General features: G+C 72.6%; 14 protein-coding genes. 5 read left to right on the forward strand and 9 right to left on the reverse strand.

Translation table 11 applies throughout. The annotated features are described in order from the left end of the window. The first annotated feature begins 25 nt into the window (after window positions 1-25). Window positions 26-652 carry a TetR/AcrR family transcriptional regulator gene (locus ACIQPT_RS05250; RefSeq protein WP_401152880.1) on the forward strand — a complete coding sequence of 209 codons (627 nt, stop codon included), beginning with the start codon at window positions 26-28 and terminating at the stop codon, window positions 650-652. A gap of 79 nt (window positions 653-731) precedes the next feature. Further along, window positions 732-1,436 (forward strand): HEAT repeat domain-containing protein, encoded by a 705-nt coding sequence (locus tag ACIQPT_RS05255; RefSeq protein WP_401152882.1) that lies wholly within the window; start codon window positions 732-734, stop codon window positions 1,434-1,436. Window positions 1,437-1,469: 33 nt separating this feature from the next. On the opposite strand, the gene ACIQPT_RS05260 is transcribed toward ACIQPT_RS05255, so the two are convergent. Genes ACIQPT_RS05260 through ACIQPT_RS05275 form a run of 4 tightly spaced genes read right to left on the reverse strand, consistent with a single transcriptional unit; the run spans window position 1,470 to window position 5,679 of the window. Then, window positions 1,470-2,378, reverse strand: a complete 909-nt coding sequence (locus tag ACIQPT_RS05260) for a class I SAM-dependent methyltransferase (protein WP_401152884.1) — start codon at window positions 2,376-2,378, stop codon at window positions 1,470-1,472. 45 nt (window positions 2,379-2,423) lie between these two features. Further along, window positions 2,424-3,512: an NAD(P)-dependent alcohol dehydrogenase gene (locus ACIQPT_RS05265; RefSeq protein ID WP_401152886.1), complete on the reverse strand. Its 1,089-nt coding sequence runs from the start codon at window positions 3,510-3,512 to the stop codon at window positions 2,424-2,426. Next, window positions 3,509-4,918: an aldehyde dehydrogenase family protein gene (locus ACIQPT_RS05270; RefSeq protein WP_401152888.1), complete on the reverse strand. Its 1,410-nt coding sequence runs from the start codon at window positions 4,916-4,918 to the stop codon at window positions 3,509-3,511. The genes ACIQPT_RS05265 and ACIQPT_RS05270 overlap by 4 nt, the downstream gene beginning before the upstream one ends. 8 nt (window positions 4,919-4,926) lie before the next feature. Then, on the reverse strand, window positions 4,927-5,679 hold the full coding sequence (locus ACIQPT_RS05275; protein ID WP_401152890.1) for a (5-formylfuran-3-yl)methyl phosphate synthase: 753 nt from the start codon (window positions 5,677-5,679) through the stop codon (window positions 4,927-4,929). A gap of 300 nt (window positions 5,680-5,979) precedes the next feature. Between ACIQPT_RS05275 and ACIQPT_RS05280 the strand changes: the two genes are divergently transcribed. Beyond that, complete coding sequence (locus ACIQPT_RS05280; protein ID WP_401152892.1) at window positions 5,980-7,941, forward strand: acyl-CoA dehydrogenase family protein; 1,962 nt, start codon at window positions 5,980-5,982, stop codon at window positions 7,939-7,941. A gap of 68 nt (window positions 7,942-8,009) precedes the next feature. On the opposite strand, the gene ACIQPT_RS05285 is transcribed toward ACIQPT_RS05280, so the two are convergent. The 3 genes from ACIQPT_RS05285 to ACIQPT_RS05295 form a co-directional block, all read right to left on the reverse strand. Next, window positions 8,010-8,162, reverse strand: a complete 153-nt coding sequence (locus tag ACIQPT_RS05285; protein WP_401152893.1) for a hypothetical protein — start codon at window positions 8,160-8,162, stop codon at window positions 8,010-8,012. Then, window positions 8,131-9,477, reverse strand: a complete 1,347-nt coding sequence (locus tag ACIQPT_RS05290; protein WP_401152894.1) for an OFA family MFS transporter — start codon at window positions 9,475-9,477, stop codon at window positions 8,131-8,133. The genes ACIQPT_RS05285 and ACIQPT_RS05290 overlap by 32 nt, the downstream gene beginning before the upstream one ends. Window positions 9,478-9,587: 110 nt before the next feature. Next, on the reverse strand, window positions 9,588-10,184 hold the full coding sequence (locus ACIQPT_RS05295; RefSeq protein ID WP_401152896.1) for a TetR/AcrR family transcriptional regulator: 597 nt from the start codon (window positions 10,182-10,184) through the stop codon (window positions 9,588-9,590). Between the two features lie 143 nt (window positions 10,185-10,327). On the opposite strand from ACIQPT_RS05295, the gene ACIQPT_RS05300 reads away from it, so the two are divergent. Both ACIQPT_RS05300 and ACIQPT_RS05305 read left to right on the forward strand, forming a co-directional pair. After that, on the forward strand, window positions 10,328-11,290 hold the full coding sequence (locus ACIQPT_RS05300) for an oxygenase MpaB family protein (RefSeq protein WP_401152898.1): 963 nt from the start codon (window positions 10,328-10,330) through the stop codon (window positions 11,288-11,290). A gap of 120 nt (window positions 11,291-11,410) precedes the next feature. Then, the gene (locus ACIQPT_RS05305; RefSeq protein WP_401152899.1) at window positions 11,411-13,699 is read left to right on the forward strand and encodes a PQQ-binding-like beta-propeller repeat protein; all 2,289 of its coding nucleotides are present in this window, start codon (window positions 11,411-11,413) and stop codon (window positions 13,697-13,699) included. A 43-nt stretch (window positions 13,700-13,742) separates the two neighbouring features. Here the strand turns inward: ACIQPT_RS05305 and ACIQPT_RS05310 are convergent, their stop codons facing one another. Then, on the reverse strand, window positions 13,743-15,512 hold the full coding sequence (locus ACIQPT_RS05310) for a siderophore-interacting protein (RefSeq protein WP_401152901.1): 1,770 nt from the start codon (window positions 15,510-15,512) through the stop codon (window positions 13,743-13,745). Next, window positions 15,512-16,498, reverse strand: coding sequence for an ABC transporter substrate-binding protein (locus ACIQPT_RS05315; protein ID WP_401152903.1), 987 nt, complete (start codon window positions 16,496-16,498; stop codon window positions 15,512-15,514). Before ACIQPT_RS05315 ends, ACIQPT_RS05310 begins: the two co-directional genes overlap by 1 nt. Between the last annotated feature and the right edge of the window lie 133 nt (window positions 16,499-16,631).

Genomic DNA, 16,631 nt, shown 5'->3' on the forward strand with positions numbered 1-16,631 from the left:
TGGTGTTCAATTTAAGGAGTGTGCCGTGACCGCAGCGTCGCCCCCGCTTCCGACCGGCACCCCGCCGGGGGCGGCGGAGCCGCGCCGCCGCGCGGACGCGGAGCGCAGTATCGCGTCCATCGTCGCCGCCGCCCTCGACTGCTTCCGCAAGGACCCCAACGTCAGCCTGTCCGCGGTCGCCGGCGCGGCCGGGGTGAGCCGGGTCACGCTGTATGCGCACTTCCCGTCCCGCGAGGACCTGCTCGACGCGGTGCTCGAGCACTCCGTCGAGCAGGCGGACGCGGCGCTGGGGGCCCAGGTGCTCGACGAGGGGCCGGCCGACGAGGCCTTCTCCCTGCTCGTCCGATCCGGCTGGCGGATCCTCGAACGCCATGCGTTCCTGCTCGCCGCGTCCCAGGGCGTCATCGCCCCGGCCCGGCACCGCAGGCACCACGAGAAGGTGCTCGCACGGGTGGAGCGGGTCCTGGTCCGTGGACAGGAGCAGGGCGTGTTCCGCACCGACCTGCCGCTGTCCTGGCTGGTGACCACCTTCTACAGCTTGCTGCACGCCGCGGCGGCCGAGGCCGACGCACGGCACCTCAAGGTCAAGGACGTCCCCGACATCCTCGACAGCACGCTGTCGTCGATGTTGCGGACGCCCGCTTCCTCCTGACATCCGTGTCCGTCCCGCCTCCGACCGGGGCGGGCAGCAGCCCTGTCACAACGACAAGTTCCCTCCCTACACGCAGGAGGTGGTCCCGATCGACACGAACGGAACCCCGCGCCACATACGCCTGGTCAACGCCCTGAGCGCCCAGGATCCGTCGGTCCGGCTCCAGGCCGCCATGTCGGTCGGCTCGGCCCCCGATCCCGCACTCCTGGAGACGCTCGTCGAGCGGTGCGGGGTCGAGCCGGACCTCTTCGTGCGGGACACGCTGTCCTGGGCGCTGATGCGTTACGCGCCGGAGATCACCCTGCCCCGGATCCGTCAGGAACTCGGCTCCGAGCGCGCCCAGGCCCGCAGCCAGGCGATGCACACCCTCTCCAAGATCGGCGACAGGGCCGCGTGGGACTGGATCACGCGCGACATGCTGCACGACGCCGACGACGAGACCGCCCGGACCGCGTGGCGCGTCGCGGTCTCCCTCGTACCCGAAGGCGAGGAGCAGGACCTGACCGACGAACTGGTCAGGGAGCTCGGTCGCGGCAACCGCAGTCTGCGGCTGAGTCTGAGCCGCGCCCTGGTCGACCTCGGCGACGTGGCCGAGCCCGCCCTGGCGAAGGCCGCGGCCGGCCCCGACCCGGCGGTGGCCGAGCACGCCGCCGCCACCGAACAGCTCTTGAGGAGCAGGCGGGCCGACCTCGACGCGGCCGCCGAGCGGGCGAAGCGCGTAGCGGCGTCCGCCCCGGAACGGGCGGACGCCGCCACCGCCGGCGAAGGAGCCAGGGAGCGCTGACCGGCGCTCGGCCCGCCGCGTACGCCCCGGGGGCTACCGCCGGGGCCGGTCCGCGAACACCCAACGGTTGCCCGCCAGCGCGTCGTTCGGCTCGGGCAGCGGGCCGCGCCCGTGCAGGCGGGTGAAGTCGAAAGGGGTGCGGACCGAGGTGGACCAGCCGTGGTCCGTCAGCCGCCCGGCCGAGTCGGGCCGCGGCTCCCGGTCGAACAGGTTCAGCAGGTCGATGCCGATCTGGTGTTTCGTGGCGGTGTAGAGCGGGCTGTCGCGGTACTCCAACAGGTCCTTGTCGAGCTTGACCTCGAAGGCCAGTGCGCTGCCCCCGGCACTGAGCCGGTCCACCGTGTCGATGAGATACGTCTCGGCGGCGGGCGGCAGATAGAACAGCAGCCCCTCGACCAGCCAGACGCTCGGCGCGGCCGGATCGAAGCCGGCGCCGGGCAGGGCGCCGGCCCAGTCGTCGCGCAGATCCATCGGGACCGGTACGCGTGCCGCCTTCGGGGTGGCCGAAAGACCGCCGAGCACCCGGTGCTTGAACGCCAGGACCCCCTCCCGGTCGATCTCGAAGACCACACAGCCGGGAGGCCAGTCCAGCCGGAACGCACGGGAGTCCAGCCCCGCACCGAGCAGGACCACCTGGCGCGCGTTCCCCGCGTGCGCCGACCGCAGAAGGAAGTCGTCGAGGACCCGCGTCCGCAGCCCGAAGTACCGCGCGAACCGCCCCCACAGCGGGTTCGTGTCCCCGTCCGGGACCTCCCGGGGGTGGACCGGCCAGCCCGTGGACGCCGGTGCCGCGCGCACGAAGTGCTCCGCGTAGACGTCCCGCGCCAGGCTGTCGGGGCGATGCGTCTCGATCGCCCGCGCCGCGGCGACCAGCAGAGCGGTCACACCGACCCCTCCCGCCACACCCTCCACACCGGTGTTCCGGTGCGCCGTGTCGACCATATGCACTCCCATGGTGTCGGTGAATTCACGTGTTTCCCGGCGGTGTCACGGAACGAGGACCGGTTTCACCACGCGGCCCAGCTCGCAGTCGCGTTCGGCCTCGTCGATGTCGGCGAGCGGGTACGTACGGATCAGCTGGTCGAAGGGGAACAGCCCGGCCTCCCACAGCCCGGTCAGCCGGGGGATCAGCAGGGCCGGCACCGCGTCGCCCTCGCAGATGTGGGAGATCTTCCGGCCCCGGTCCAGCGTCCCCGGCTCCAGCGGCAGCGCGGTGTGCAGCCGGGCCACCAGCCCGAGGTGGCCGGTCGGGCGCAGCGCCCGGAGCGCGTCGTTGATCAACCGGGCGGACCCCGTGGTGTCGAGGGCGTACCGCGCGCCGCCGTCCGTCAGCCGCCGGATGCGGTCCGGCAGCCCGGCGGAGTCGGAGTGCACCGGGGTCGCGCTCAACTTCTCGGCGAGAGCGAGGCGTTCGGGGTGCCGGTCGACCGCGATCGCTACGGCCCCGGCGGCGCCGGCCGCCATGACCGCGGCCAGCCCCACCGCTCCGGTGCCGAGGACCACGACGGTGTCGCCGGGGCCCGCGCCGAAGGAGTTCAGGACCGCCCCGGCGCCGGTGAGGAAACCGCAGCCGAGCGGCCCGAGCAGTTCGAGGGGGAGTGCGGGGTCGACCCGTACGGCGTTCCGGGCCGGGACCATCGCGTACTCCGCGAACGAGGACTGGCCGAACCACCGGGGGGCCAACGCGCCCCCGGCCGCGTCGGTGAACCGGGCGGCGTTCTCCGTACGTCCCCCGAAGAGGTTGAGCGCGGCGAACCGGTCGCAGTAGGCGGGGGCCGCACCCAGGCAGCTTCGGCAGTGCCCGCAGGAGTCGAAGCTCAGCACCACATGGTCGCCGGGGCTCAGACCGGTGTCCGGGCCGCCCGTCTCCACCACCACCCCGGCCCCCTCGTGGCCCAGCACCGCCGGCAGCGGTGAGCGGCCCGCCGAACGGCGGACGGCGAGATCGGTCCGGCACATGCCGCAACCCGCGATCCGGACCAGGATCTCCCCGGCGGCCGGCCCCGCGTTCAGCATCACCTCCTCGACGCTGAACGGGTCCTCGTACGAGCGCAGTACCGCCGCGCCGAATCTCATCCTCCGACCTCCCTCGCACGGTGCACGACGAACGGCCGGAGGTTCCCGTACAGCCCCCACGGCCCGCCCGCGACGCCGACGCCGCTCTCCTTGACCCCGGCGAAGGGCTGGGCGAGGGAGAGCTCGGCGTGGTGGTTGATCCACGCCGTCCCGCACTCCAGCCGGTCGGCCACCGCCTCCGCCCGGTCCAGGTCGGTCCCCCAGACCGAGCCGCCGAGACCGAAACGGGTGGCGTTGGCCGCCTCGACGGCCTCGTCGATGCTCCCGTACGGCAGCACCGGCAGGACCGGACCGAACTGCTCCTCCGTCACCACCGGGCTGTCGGGCTCCACATCGGCGAGCACGGTCGGGGCGTGGAAGTAGCCCGGCCGGTCCAGCCGGTGACCGCCGGCCACGGCCCGGGCCCCGTCCGCCAGCGCGCGGGCCGTGTACCCCTCCACCCGGGCCAGTTGGGCGGCGTTGTTGAGCGGCCCCAGCTCCGTACCCGGGTCGAGACCGGCTCCGACGACCACGGTCTTCGCGCGTTCCGCGAGCGCCTCGACCACCCGGGAGTGGAGCCGGGCCGGGGCGTAGACGCGCTTGACCGCCATGCAGACCTGACCGCAGTTACGGAACGCCGCCCAGAACAGCCGGTCCGCGATCCGCTCCACATCCACGTCGTCCAGCAGGATCGCGGCGTCGTTGCCGCCCAGCTCCAGGGTGACCCGGGCCAGGCCGGGCGCCGCACCGGCCGCGACGGCCCGCCCGGTGGGGACCGAACCGGTGAAGGTCACATGGCGGATCCCCGGGTGCGACGCGAGGCGGGCGCCGAGGGGCTCCCGGCCGGTGACGATGCTCAGCACGCCCTCGGGGAGAGCGGCCGACAGGACGGAGCCCAGCAGCCGGGTGGCCAGCGGCGTGCAGGGCGAGGGCTTGAGCACCACCGTGTTGCCCGCGGCGAGCGCGGGCGCGAACTTCGCCGACGCCAGCTGGAGCGGAAAGTTCCACGGGACGATGGCGGCGACGGGCCCGAGCGGCCGCCAGCGGATCTCGCTGTGCCCGGGCCGACCGTCGGTGATCGTACGGGTCTCGGGGGCCGACGCGGCGAAGTGACGCAGGCGGGCCGCCGTACGGGCGACCTCCGCGTACGACTCGGCCAGCGGTTTCCCCTGCTCGCGGGTGAGCAGGGGAGCGAGCTCCGCCCCGGCCGCCTCCACGGCGTCGGCCGCCGCCAGCAGCGCGGTGGCGCGGGCGGCGGGGTCGGCCCGCCAGCTCGGCCAGGCCTCGTGAGCCCGGCCGACCACCGCGTCCAGCTCCTCCGCCCGCTGGTCGGGAGCCTCGTCGAAGTCCTCGCCCGTCGCTGGATCGAGGACGGTGAAGTGCCCACCGCGGGACACCGGTCCGGGGCGGAGCCGCTGCGGGTCCATGCCGGCGGTCAGCTCGCGGCCGGGGCGGCCGCGTGCTCCCGGGCGTGCCGGTCCATCTCCGCCCGGAAGGCGGCCACCAACCGGGGCTGGATCCGCCCGGTGTTGCGGTCGCCGCCCTCGCAGACCGCCCCGCGCACGCCCACGATGTCCGTCCCGATCCGGGTCAGTGTGGCGAGATCCTCCGACTTCACGCTGCCCGCGAGGGCGGCGAGCAGACCGGCCTCGTGGGCCAGCCGGACGAACTCCGCGCAGGCATCGGGCGGCACATGGTCGAACAGCCGGGTGCCGTCCTTGATCGCGGTGTCGAGCATGGCCGCGTCGGACCCGGAGCGGTGGGCGATGTCGGGCAGCGCGAGCGGGCTGACGCAGCCGATCCGGTGGGCGTCGGCGTAGCCCGAGGCGACGACGAACGCGTCCGGCCGGAAGTCCTTCACGGCCCGCACGACTCCGCGCATGACCTCGATGGCCTGGTCGGGCGTCGTGCACCCGTAGAGGCCGACCTTGATGTAGGTGGCCCCGGAGACGGCCGCGCCGAGCGCCGCCTGGGCCACCGTGCCGGGCTTGTACGGCACGTCTCCCACCGTGGCGGACACCGGGGTGTCCGCCGGGACCGCTCCGCGGATCTCCCTGATGACCCAGGGGTAGTTCGCGCCGAGCGAGCCCTCGTCGGGCTTCTTGACGTCGACGATGTCGAGGTGTTCCGCCGCCTTCGCGCACGCGAGGGCCTCTTCGACACCGTCCGGGGAGATGAGAAGCAGCAACGTGGATTCCTTCCACCGCGGGTCCACCCGCCGAACGGCGGGTGCGCGGATTCGCAGGGATCTTGTGCGGTCGGCTCATCCTCGCCGCGCCGGGTGGCCGCCGGCAGGGCGCGAGGGATGGCGAACGGGGCACAGCCCTGACACGCTCACGCCCCTGCGCCGCGCCGTTCACCTTGTGTTCCCCTTGACCGGGCCCGCCGGGAGAGGGGCCGGGGCCTTTCGCGCCGGCGCTTTCCCCGACTCGGTGAAATCCACGCAGTGGCGCGAGGTGATCGTTCCCAGGCGGGGTAGCGAAGCGGTATGACCACTGACAAGACAGCTACCGCTTCCGCCGGATACGTACAGCCGGAGGTCGACGTCCGGGCGCTGACCGAGCTGCTCGACGGCGAGTACGCCGAGGTCCGCGACCTGGTCCGGGCCAACCTGGTGACGTACGCCTCGGTTCTCGACGAGGCCGACGAGCTCGACATGGAGGCGTTCCGCGAGCGGGTGCGCGACCTCGTGGTCGAGATGGCGGCGACGGGCCAGACCGGCATGGGGTTCCCGAAGCGGTACGGCGGTGGCGGCGACGTCGGGGCCTCGATCGCCGCGTTCGAGACGCTCGCCTTCGGCGATCTGTCCGTGCTGGTGAAGGTCGGCGTGCAGTTCGGGCTCTTCGGCGGCGCGATCCTGCACCTGGGCACCGAACGCCACCACGACGCCCATCTGCCGGACCTGGTCACCGGGAAGCTGATGGGCTGCTTCGCGATGACCGAGACCGGACACGGCTCGAATGTGCAGGCACTCGGCACGGTCGCGCGGTACGACGCCGCCGCGCAGGAGTTCGTCATCACCACCGAGGGCGAGCAGGCGCGCAAGGACTACATCGGCAACGCGGCCCGGCACGGCGAACTTGCCGTCGTCTTCGCCCAGTTGGAGGTGGGCGGGAAAGCCGAGGGCGTGCACGCGTTCGTCGTGCCGATCCGGGTCGACGGCGCGGTGGCGCCCGGCGTCGACATCGAGGACGACGGCCGCAAGATGGGCCTCAACGGAGTGGACAACGGGCGTATCCGGTTCGACGGGGTGCGGGTGCCGCGCGAAGCGCTGCTGAACCGCTTCGCCGACGTCACCCCGGAAGGCGTCTACGAGAGCCCGATCGACAACCCCGACCGCCGCTTCTTCACCATGCTCGGCACCCTGGTGCAGGGCCGGGTCAGCGTCGGCGGCGCCGGGATCAACGCCGCCAAGGTCGCCCTCGCGGTCGCCACGAAGTACGCGCTGCGGCGACGGCAGTTCGCGGCAGGATCGCAGGGGGAGGAGCAGCTGCTCCTCGACTACGGTCTGCATCAGCGCCGCCTGCTGCCGCTCATCGCCCGTACGTACGCCCTGCACTTCGCGCAGGACGTCGTGCGCACGCAACTCCACGACGTCTTCTCCGGCGTCGAGGACGACCCGCAGGCACGGCGTCGGCTGGAGTCACGGGCCGCCGGAACCAAGGCGCTCGGCACCTGGCACGCCACCCGGGTGATCCAGGAGTGCCGGGAGGCCTGCGGCGGCGCCGGGTATCTCGCCGTCAACCGGTTCGCCGCACTCAAGGCCGACAGCGACATCTTCACCACCTTCGAGGGCGACAACCACGTCCTGCTCCAGCTCGTCGCCAAGGGTCTGCTCACCGACTACGCGAGCGAGTTCGAGGACCTGGACCAGCTCGGCATGGTCCGCTACGTCACCAACCTCGCCGTCGAGACGGTCATCGAGAAGACGTCGGCCCACAAACTGCTCGAACGCGTACGTGATCTGCTGCCCGGCGGTGACGAGTGGGACCAGGAGGCCGGCCTGCTCGACTCGGACTACCAGCTCGCCATGGTCCGCTACCGAGAGGAGCATCTGCTCGCCGGGGTGGCCCGCAGGCTCAAGCGCGGGATCGACCAGAAGCGCGACCCCGGCGTCGTCTTCTCCCAGGTGCAGGACCACGTCATCGCCGTCGCCCGTGCCCATGTGGAGCGGCTGGTGCTGGAGGCGTTCGTCGAGAAGATGCGTACGCTGCCGGAGGGCGGCAACAAGGTCGCGCTGGGTCTGCTGTGCGACCTGTTCGCCCTGTCGACGATCGAGGCGGACCGGGCGTGGTTCATGGAGCACGGACGGCTGACCGTCCAGCGTTCCAAGGCGATCACCCGTGAGGTGAACGACCTCTGCCGCAAGGTCCGGCCCCTCGCGGCCGACCTCGTCGACGCCTGGGGCATCCCGTCCGAACTGCTGCGCGCCCCGGACCTGGTGGGCTGACCCCGGCGGCATCCACCCCGGCCTCCGGGCTCCGGGTCCGGCGGACCGGGCCCGGAGCCCGCCCCGGATCAGCCGGTGAACAGCTGGGTGGCCTTGCGAAACAGTTCGTACAGCCCGTAGGCGAGCGGGGCGCCCACCCACAGCCAGGTGAAGGCGATCAGCGGCCGCCGGTCCTTCCCCGCGGAGGCGTCAGGCGGGCTCTGACTGCTCTCGTCGGACATCGGGCGCTCCCTTCTGCGCCGGCACGGCGTCGAGGTGGTGGGACGGGTGAACCGGGCGGACCAGCTCATTGGCCACGAAGCCGACGACGAGCAGGCCCATCATGATGAAGAGCGATGTCCCGTACAGGTCCGCGCCGTGCTTCCCGGCCGCCTCCTGCCGGTCGGCGATCCAGTTCACGATCAGCGGCCCCAGAACACCGGCGGTGGACCAGGCGGTGAGCAGCCGGCCGTGGATCGCGCCGACCTGATGGGTGCCGAAGAGGTCCTTGAGATAGGCGGGGATCGTCGCGAAGCCGCCGCCGTAGAAGGAGAGGATGACCAGCGCGCACAGGACGAACAGGGGCTTGGAGGAGCTTCCCACCAGGGCGATGAGCGCATACATGAGTGTGCCCGCACCGAGGTAGACGCGGTAGATGTTCTTGCGTCCGATCAGGTCGGAGGTGGAGGACCAGCCGATCCGGCCGGCCATGTTGGCCGCGGACAGCAGGGCGACGAACCCGGCGGCGGCCGCCGCCGACACGGGTGTGGAGGTGTCCGCGAAGAAGTCCGTGATCATCGGCGCGGCCTTCTCCAGGATGCCGATGCCGGCGGTGACGTTCATACAGAGCACGACCCACAACAGCCAGAACTGCGGGGTGCGCAGCGCCTGACGCGCCGACACCTGGGGCCCGGCCGGCGCCGTGGCGCGACCGGCCTTCCGCTCCTCGCCCCGCGGGCGCGGCACCCGTACCAGCAGGACGCCGAGCAGCATGAAGACGGCGTAGGACAGTCCGTGGACGAGGAAGGCCAGCGCGATGCCGGACTTGTCGCTGCCGAACGACTCCAGCATCTGCGCCGACCAGGGCGAGGCGATCAGCGCGCCGCCGCCGAAGCCCATGATGGCGATACCGGTGGCCATGCCCGGACGGTCGGGGAACCACTTGATCAGCGTCGACACGGGCGAGATGTAGCCGATGCCGAGACCGATGCCGCCGACGAAGCCGTACCCGAGGACGATCAGCCAGAACTGCCCGGTCGCCGCGCCGAGTGCGGAGATCAGGAAGCCGGAGGAGAAGCAGACGAGGGCGACCGTCATGGCCCAGCGCGGTCCTCGGCGCTCCACGAGCGTGCCGCCGAAGGCCGCGGAGAGGCCGAGCATGACGATGCCGAGCTGGAAGGGCAGCGCGCTCTGCGTACCGCTCAGACCGAGCGCGTCCTCCAGCGGCGGTTTGAACACGGACCAGGCGTAGGCCTGGCCGATGGAGAGGTGGATCGAGAGGGCGGCGGGCGGCACCAGCCAGCGACTCCAGCCCACGGGGGCGATGGGGGGACTCATGGGTCCATCACCGTAGTGAGGGGGAAACTGGTTGAGAAGGTAGTTGAATAATCTTTCACCGTGTTCGTTTCGCGTGAGGGCGCTGCGAATGGGCGCGCCGCCCCGCCGGGCTACTCCCGCGTCGCCGCGAGCACCAGTTCCACGCAGTGCGACTCCAGCCGCTCGCGCGGCACATCGAGCGTGCCGTGCAGCCACCCCGCGAAGAGGTTCGCCAGGCCGCCGACCAGGGCGTGCGCGGCCATACGGCGGTCGATGTCGTCCCCCGCCCCGGAGAGCTGGCCGCCGACCAGGTCGGTGAACACCGGCATGAGCCGGTGGCTGTGGGCCCCGATAGCCGGGTCGGCGAAGGGCTCCAGGAGCAGCAGGCGGCCCTTGTGGGGCGCGTCCAGGACCAGGGCGACGAAAGCGGAGACGGCGGCCCGGGCCCGGACCTCGCGCTGGGGGTCGCTGAGCGCCACGGCTTCCTCCAGGGCGCTTCTGGCCTCGTCGGCGACCCGCTCGAAGGCGGCGAGGAGCAGATCGTCGCGGCCGGTGAAACTCTCGTAGAAATAGCGGTCGGTCAGGCGCGCCTCCCTGCAGACGGACCGGACCGTGACCGCCGCGCACCCCTCCTCGCCCGCCAGGCGCTCGGCGACGTCCAGGAGGGTCTGCCGACGAGCCGCGCGACGATCGGCGAGCTTGGTCCCGCCCCAGCTCCGTTCCGTCAACTCCGGTGCTCCCGTTCTTCGTTGACGCTGCTTTTCCTGTCGACCCAATTGACGACAGGTGTCCGCACATTCTAACCTGAGGACAGGTGTCATCAGATTGCTCTCGACGGCCTCGCAACGGAAATCCACCAGCGGAGGTACACGTGACAGCGTCAGCTCATGGACCGGACCCGACCGACCCGAGAACCGCCGAACCCCTCGGCCCCGACTCGCTCACCTGGCGGTGGTTCGGCGACTGGCGAGGTCTCCTCCTCGCTCCCTGGGCCGGCTCGATGCAGAACATGCATCCCGAGCTGGGCGCGGGCGTCGCCGAGCACTCGCGCTTCTTCGAGGAGCGCTGGGAGCGCCTCTTCCGCTCGCTGTATCCGATCGGCGGAGTCGTCTACGACGGCCCGCTCGCCGCCCGGACCGCCCGCGAGGTGCGCGGCTACCACGCATCGATCAGCGGGGTCGACGAGCACGGCCGCCCGTACCACGCGCTCAACCCGGGCACGTTCTACTGGGCGCACGCCACGTTCTTCATGCTGACCGTGCAGGTGGCCGAGCGTTTCGGCGGCGGTCTCACCGAGGCGCAGCGGCACACGCTCTTCGACGAACACGTCCGCTGGTACGCGCTGTACGGCCTCTCGATGAAACCCGTTCCCCGCACCTGGGAGGAGTTCCAGCGGTACTGGGACCACATGTGCGCCGACGTCCTGGAGGACAACCGGCCGACCCGGGACGTCCTCAACATGCGCCGGATCGCCAGACCGCCCCTCCTGCGGCTGCTGCCGTCGCCGCTGTGGGCCCTCGCCCGTATCCCGATCGTCCGGCTGACGCTGTGGATCACGGTCGGGATGTATCCGCCGGCCGTACGCGAACGGCTCGGCCTTCGCTGGGGTCCCCACGACGAACGGCTGCTGCGCGGGCTGGGCCTGTTGGTGCACCACGCCTGGCAACACGTTCCCGAGCGACACCGCTTCCACCCGCGCGCCCGTGCGGGGTGGGACCGCGAGCGGGGCCGACCGGTGACGGGCCCGGTGGAGACGCCCGCCCGCAACCTGCCGGCGGAGGAGCGGCGCGGGCTGCCCCAGCACTACGTACCGAAGGCCGACCGCCCGGGGTGAGGACGTCCCCGTGCGTCACCCGCCTCGCTCCGCCGTACCGCCCTGCGGCTAGTTTGTGTGCAGGACGGATGAGCAGGCCCGTGGCGGCACAGACGCACGGGGGACGGGAGGTCGGGAAGCGTGTCGCTGCGCGGAGGTGATCCAGCCGAGATCGGCGGTTATCCGCTGGAGGAACGGCTCGGTTCGGGTGGCATGGGCACGGTCTTCCTGGCCCGTACGAGCTCGGGTCGGCCTGTCGCGATCAAGCTGATCCATCAGCAGTTCGCCGGCGACGACGAGTTCCGCATCCGCTTCCGGCAGGAGGTGGCGGCCGCGCGGCGGGTGAGCGGCGCGTTCACCGCCGCCGTGGTCGACGCCGCTCCCGAGGCCGAGCAGCCGTGGATGGCGACGACCTATATCGAGGGGCCCACGCTCGCCCAGCGCATCGCCGAACAGGGCCCGCTGGACGGGGCGGAGCTGCGGAGGCTCGCCATCGGGCTGGCGGAGGCGCTCCGCGACATCCACCGGGTGGGCGTCGTCCACCGCGACCTGAAGCCCTCCAACGTCGTGCTCTCGCCCGAGGGCCCGCGCGTCATCGATTTCGGCATCTCGCGCGCCGTGGACCAGCAGACCCTGACGATGACCGGGCGGGTCATCGGTACACCGCCGTTCATGTCGCCCGAACAGTTGCAGGCGCCACGCGGTGTGGGGCCGAGGTCCGATGTCTTCTCGCTGGGGACGCTCCTGGTGTACGCGGCGACGGGCCACGGGCCCTTCGACGCGGACAGCCCCTACATAACGGCCTACCAGGTGGTGCACGAGGAGCCGTCGCTGGGCGCGGTGCCGACGGCTCTGCGGGCGGTCGTCGAGCCGTGCCTGGACAAGGAGCCCGAGGGGCGCCCCTCGGCGGACGAACTCCTCGTGCTGCTGCGGGACCTGCCGGCCGAACTCGGCGCGATCGACACCGGCGCGCCGGGGGCCGGCCGCACCCGCGACATGGTCACCCAACATCACTCCGCGACGGGCGCCGCGACGGGCGCCACCTCGAAGCCGACCGCTCCGGAGCGGACCGAACCGGAGCCGACCGCCCCGGCCGGTTCCGGCACGGGGAGCACCGGCACCGCGATCGGCGGCCGGCTGCGCCGCCGCTGGCGACCTGTGCTCGCGGCGGCGGTCGCGGTGGCGGCGATCGGCGGGGGAGTGGCCGCGCTGACGACGGGCGGCTTCGGGGCGGACGACGACACCGACCGTGGCGGCGACACCGGACACAGCGCTGCGGCGTCGCCGGGCGGACCCCTGCCGAAGGGCTTCGGGCCGTGGCGCACGACCGTGCTGGGCGGCCGCGAGGACATCCCCGACGAGCTGCGCTGCGTCGCGCGGGACGACGCGCTGTTCTGCGGGGGCGGCGGTGTCGTCGCGGCCCGCATCGGCGTCCGGGACGGATCGCGGGTGTGGACGGCGAAGAGCCCCGGCGTTCCCGTCCAGGGCATGCACCTGGTGGGCGCCACCGACGACACCGTCCTCGGTTACCGCTTCGCCGCCCAGGACGCCCCGCAGGACCCGCGCAGCGAGGTGGTGGCCCTCGACGCGGACAGCGGCCGTGAGCTGTGGTCCGTGCCGTCCGGCACCCAGTCGACGGCCGTCACCGGCCGGTCCCTGGACGCCGTCGTGATCGGCTCCGCCGTCGTGACGGTCGACGCCTCCAACTCCCGCTTCGAGGCCCGGGACGCCCACAGCGGTGAGATCACCTGGACGACACCGTTCCCGGAGGGCACGCAGTGCGCCCCCGTCCCGGCGGGGCCCCGGCTCCTCGCGATGTGCGCGCCGGACGCGGAGGTGGACGACGTACAGGTGCGCCGCCCCACTCTGGCCACGCTCGACCTCGCCTCCGGGACACCGGGCGAGCCCATCGCGGTCGACGGCCCCGTGGTGCCGATGGGGTACGCCGACGGCGGGCTCGTCCTCCTCTCGGAGCACTACGAGGGCGTGTCGCCGGCCGGCTACGACGGGGTGGCACGGGTCGACCCGGCCACGCGGAAGGTCACGTACGCCCGGTTCGACCGGGTGTACGAGGGCACGCCCGGCCTGGCGGACGGCACCGTCTACGTGAGCGGGCAGACCGGTCTCGTGACGGCGCTCGACTCCGCGACCGGACGCAGGAAGTGGTCGCGGCAGACGGGCGTGGAGGGTGCGTCGGGTCCCGCGGCGGGACCCGACGCGGTGTACTTCAGCTCGGCCACCGGCCGGGTGGTCGCGCTGTCGCCGGACGACGGCACACCACTGTGGTCGACGGATCCCCGGGCGGACGGTCTGACGGGCGAGCAGGACGCGAGCCCCCGCGTGACCGTCGCGGGGCGGGCGCTGTTCGTGGCCGCCGCCGAGAACACCCTCTTCGCCTTCGACGCGCAGAGGCCGCCGAGGTCGGGCTGACCCCGGCGGCCCCCCGCCCGCCCCTCCCCTGTGGGGGCGGGCGTCAGCTCCGGCGCAGGACCGTGGCCTCCGTGCCCCAGCCGAGCGCGATGGTCCGGTCGACCTCCCAGCCCGACCGCCGCGCGAGGGCGGCGACGGCGGCGGAGTCGCGCAGCGGGCTGCCGGTCGCGGTGTAGGCGTGCAGGGCCGCCTCGGCCGCGTGCGGGCTCAGACCGTCGGGGCGGGACGCCTCGACGAGGACCGCCGTCCGGGTCCAGCCGGCCAGCCGCGTGAGGAGCTGTACGGCCTCCTCGTCGGTGCGGTGGGCGAGGGCCTTCGCGGCGACGGCGACATCGGCGGGGCCGGCCGTCCACGCGATCCGGTCCGGCGCCGTGATGTGCCCACGCAGGACCTCGGCCGGTGTGGCCTCCTCCGCGATCCGCAGCAGCGGCCGCCGTCCGGCGTCGTCGAGGGCGGCGACCACCGACGCGCTGCCCGGCCCCGTCAGGAGGCAGCTCCCGACGCCCTCCCAGAGGGGGTCGGCCGTCAGCCCGTCCAGCAGGAACACCAACTGCTCGCATTCCTCGACCAGTTCGCCGTAACGCTCCGCGTCGTGCGTCACCGTGTCGAGCAGGGAGGCGCCCGAGGCGAGCCGCCAGGGGGACGTGCCCTCCCGGAGCGCGGGAGCGAGGTGCGCGAGGGCGAGCAGAAGTTCGGCCTCGTGGCCGGTGTACTCCTCGCGCTCGTGGTCCTCCAGGAGTTCCTCGCCCGCCGGGCCGAGACGCAGCCCGGTCCCGTCGTCGCCGACGACGACCACGCCGTACGCGGCGAGCAGCGGAAGCAGGACGCCGATCCCCGGTCCCGGCGCACCCAGCCGGGTCGCGAGCGCCCCGGCGGAGAGTCCCGGTGCGTCGGCCACCGCGTCGACCACGCCGAGCCGCAACGCGGCCCGGGCGACCAGCCAGGGCAGCGGCGACGGGATCCCGGCCGGGGCCTGCGCGGAGGCGTCGGCCGTGCCTTCCGCCTCCGGTGCGGCCGCCTCCTCGCGGTGCCAGTAACCCGTGATGTTCACGCGGTCCTTGGGAAGCTTCCGCTCCCGCTGGAGATACCGGCGTACGGGGAGCAGCGCCCGGCTCTCCGCCGCCGCCCAGGCGTATCCCTCACCCGCCGGCACCGGCAGCGCGCGGACGGCGGTGTCCAGGGCCGCCGCGTCGCCCGGCTCCGCGACCACCCACGTGACCGTGTCGCCTTCGCGCAGCGCCAGTTCCTGGCGGGCCGCGTCGTCCGAGACGGTCACCAGGACGTGCGCCGCGGCGTCGATCGGGCGCTCGTCGAGGAAGCGGCCGATCGCGGGCAGCGCCGTCTCGTCCCCGATGAGGAAGATCCAGTCCAGCTCTTCCGGCAGCCGGAGCGACGACTTGGGGCCGACGAACCACAGTTCGTCGCCCTCCCGCGCCGACGCGGACCAGGACTCCGCCGGCCCTTCGCCGTGCACCACGAAGTCGAGGTGGAGCTCGCCCTCCCGGAGGTCGACCCGCCGGGGCGTGTAGTCGCGGGTCAGCCGGTGTTCGGCCGGCGTCCACTCGATGCCGTGCGGCAACTGGGCCGGGAGCGCCGCCCGGACGTCGCCGTCGGCGGCCAGGATCAGCTTGATGTGGTCGTCGAACCCGGGCGCGGCGAAGGCGGGACGGTCGGTGCCGTGACGGGTGAACGCCGCGAGATCCTCGCCGCCGAGGACGATCCGCCGCATCCGGGGGGTCACTTCGTGGACGCGGCGGACGGTGACCCGGCGCAGGACGAGCGGGTGCGTCGTGTACGCGCGCTGGGCGGCCATCAGGAGAACTTCTTCTCGATGACGTCGAGCAGGGCCATCGACTCGTCGTAGTCGCCGCGCAGCACCCAGTACGGCAGGTCATAGGCGTGGTTGGTCTTGAAGGCGGGCAGCGCGCCGTAGACGGGGTTCTTCTTGAGGGTGGCGACGTCGGTCGTGTCGGCGTTGAAGCCCATGACGAACACGGACGGCTGGGTGATCGTCTGGCCCACCTTCTCGGTCGACAGCTCGAACATGTCGCCGCCCTGCCCGTACACCTTGAAACCGCCCTTCGCGAAGACCGGCGCCGGTTCGATGCCGACCTTCTTCAACTCGGTGGGCAGACCCACGCTCTCCACGAGGCCGTAGGCGGTGCCGTCGCCGGTGAGGGCGAGGAAGGACACCGGGCCGGGCGGCGGGGTGATCGCCTTCTTCACCTCGGCGATCCGCCGGTCGTAGGCGGCCACGTGCTGCTGGTAGACGTCGGCCTTGCCGAACACGTCACCGGCGAGGAAGGAGAACTGGGCCCGCCAGTCGCCGAGCTTCTTGCCGACGAGCACGGTGGGAGCGATGTCGGAGAGGTCGTCGTACACCTTCTCCGCCTGGAACAGCGGGAAGCCGATGCCGCCGCCGACGATGAGGTCGGGATCCAGGGCGAGGATCGCCTCCAGGTCGAAGCCGTCGACGCTCCACGGCAGGAACGTCGTGCCGTCCTCCTTCGCCTCCTTCTCCCAGTACGGGGAGAACTCGCCCTTGCCGTCGGCGTCCTCGGGAATCGTGGCGTGCACCGGTACGTCGAGGTCGTACAGATATCCGGCGAGGGCGTGGTTCAGGACGACCACACGCTGGGGCTCGGCCGGCACCTCGACCTTGCCGTAGTCGGTCGAGACGGTACGGGTCTTCGCGGCGGACGACGTGTCCCCGTCGCCCGGCGAATCGGCGGCCGAGCAGCCGGTGAGGGCCAGCGCGGCGACGAGCGCGACGGCGAGAAGGCGGGCAGGAGCAGACATGGGACCTCATGAGACTGGGCAGGCTCGAACGTTCGAGCTGTTGGTAAGGTGAGGCTAACCTCGCTGGTTCCGCTGCGTCGATCCGCGTACGACATCGCCGGTGACGGACACGACGCATCGCACACAACGGGAG

Origin of the sequence: Streptomyces sp. NPDC091289, assembly GCF_044757365.1 — a bacterium.
Lineage (GTDB): Bacteria > Actinomycetota > Actinomycetes > Streptomycetales > Streptomycetaceae > Streptomyces.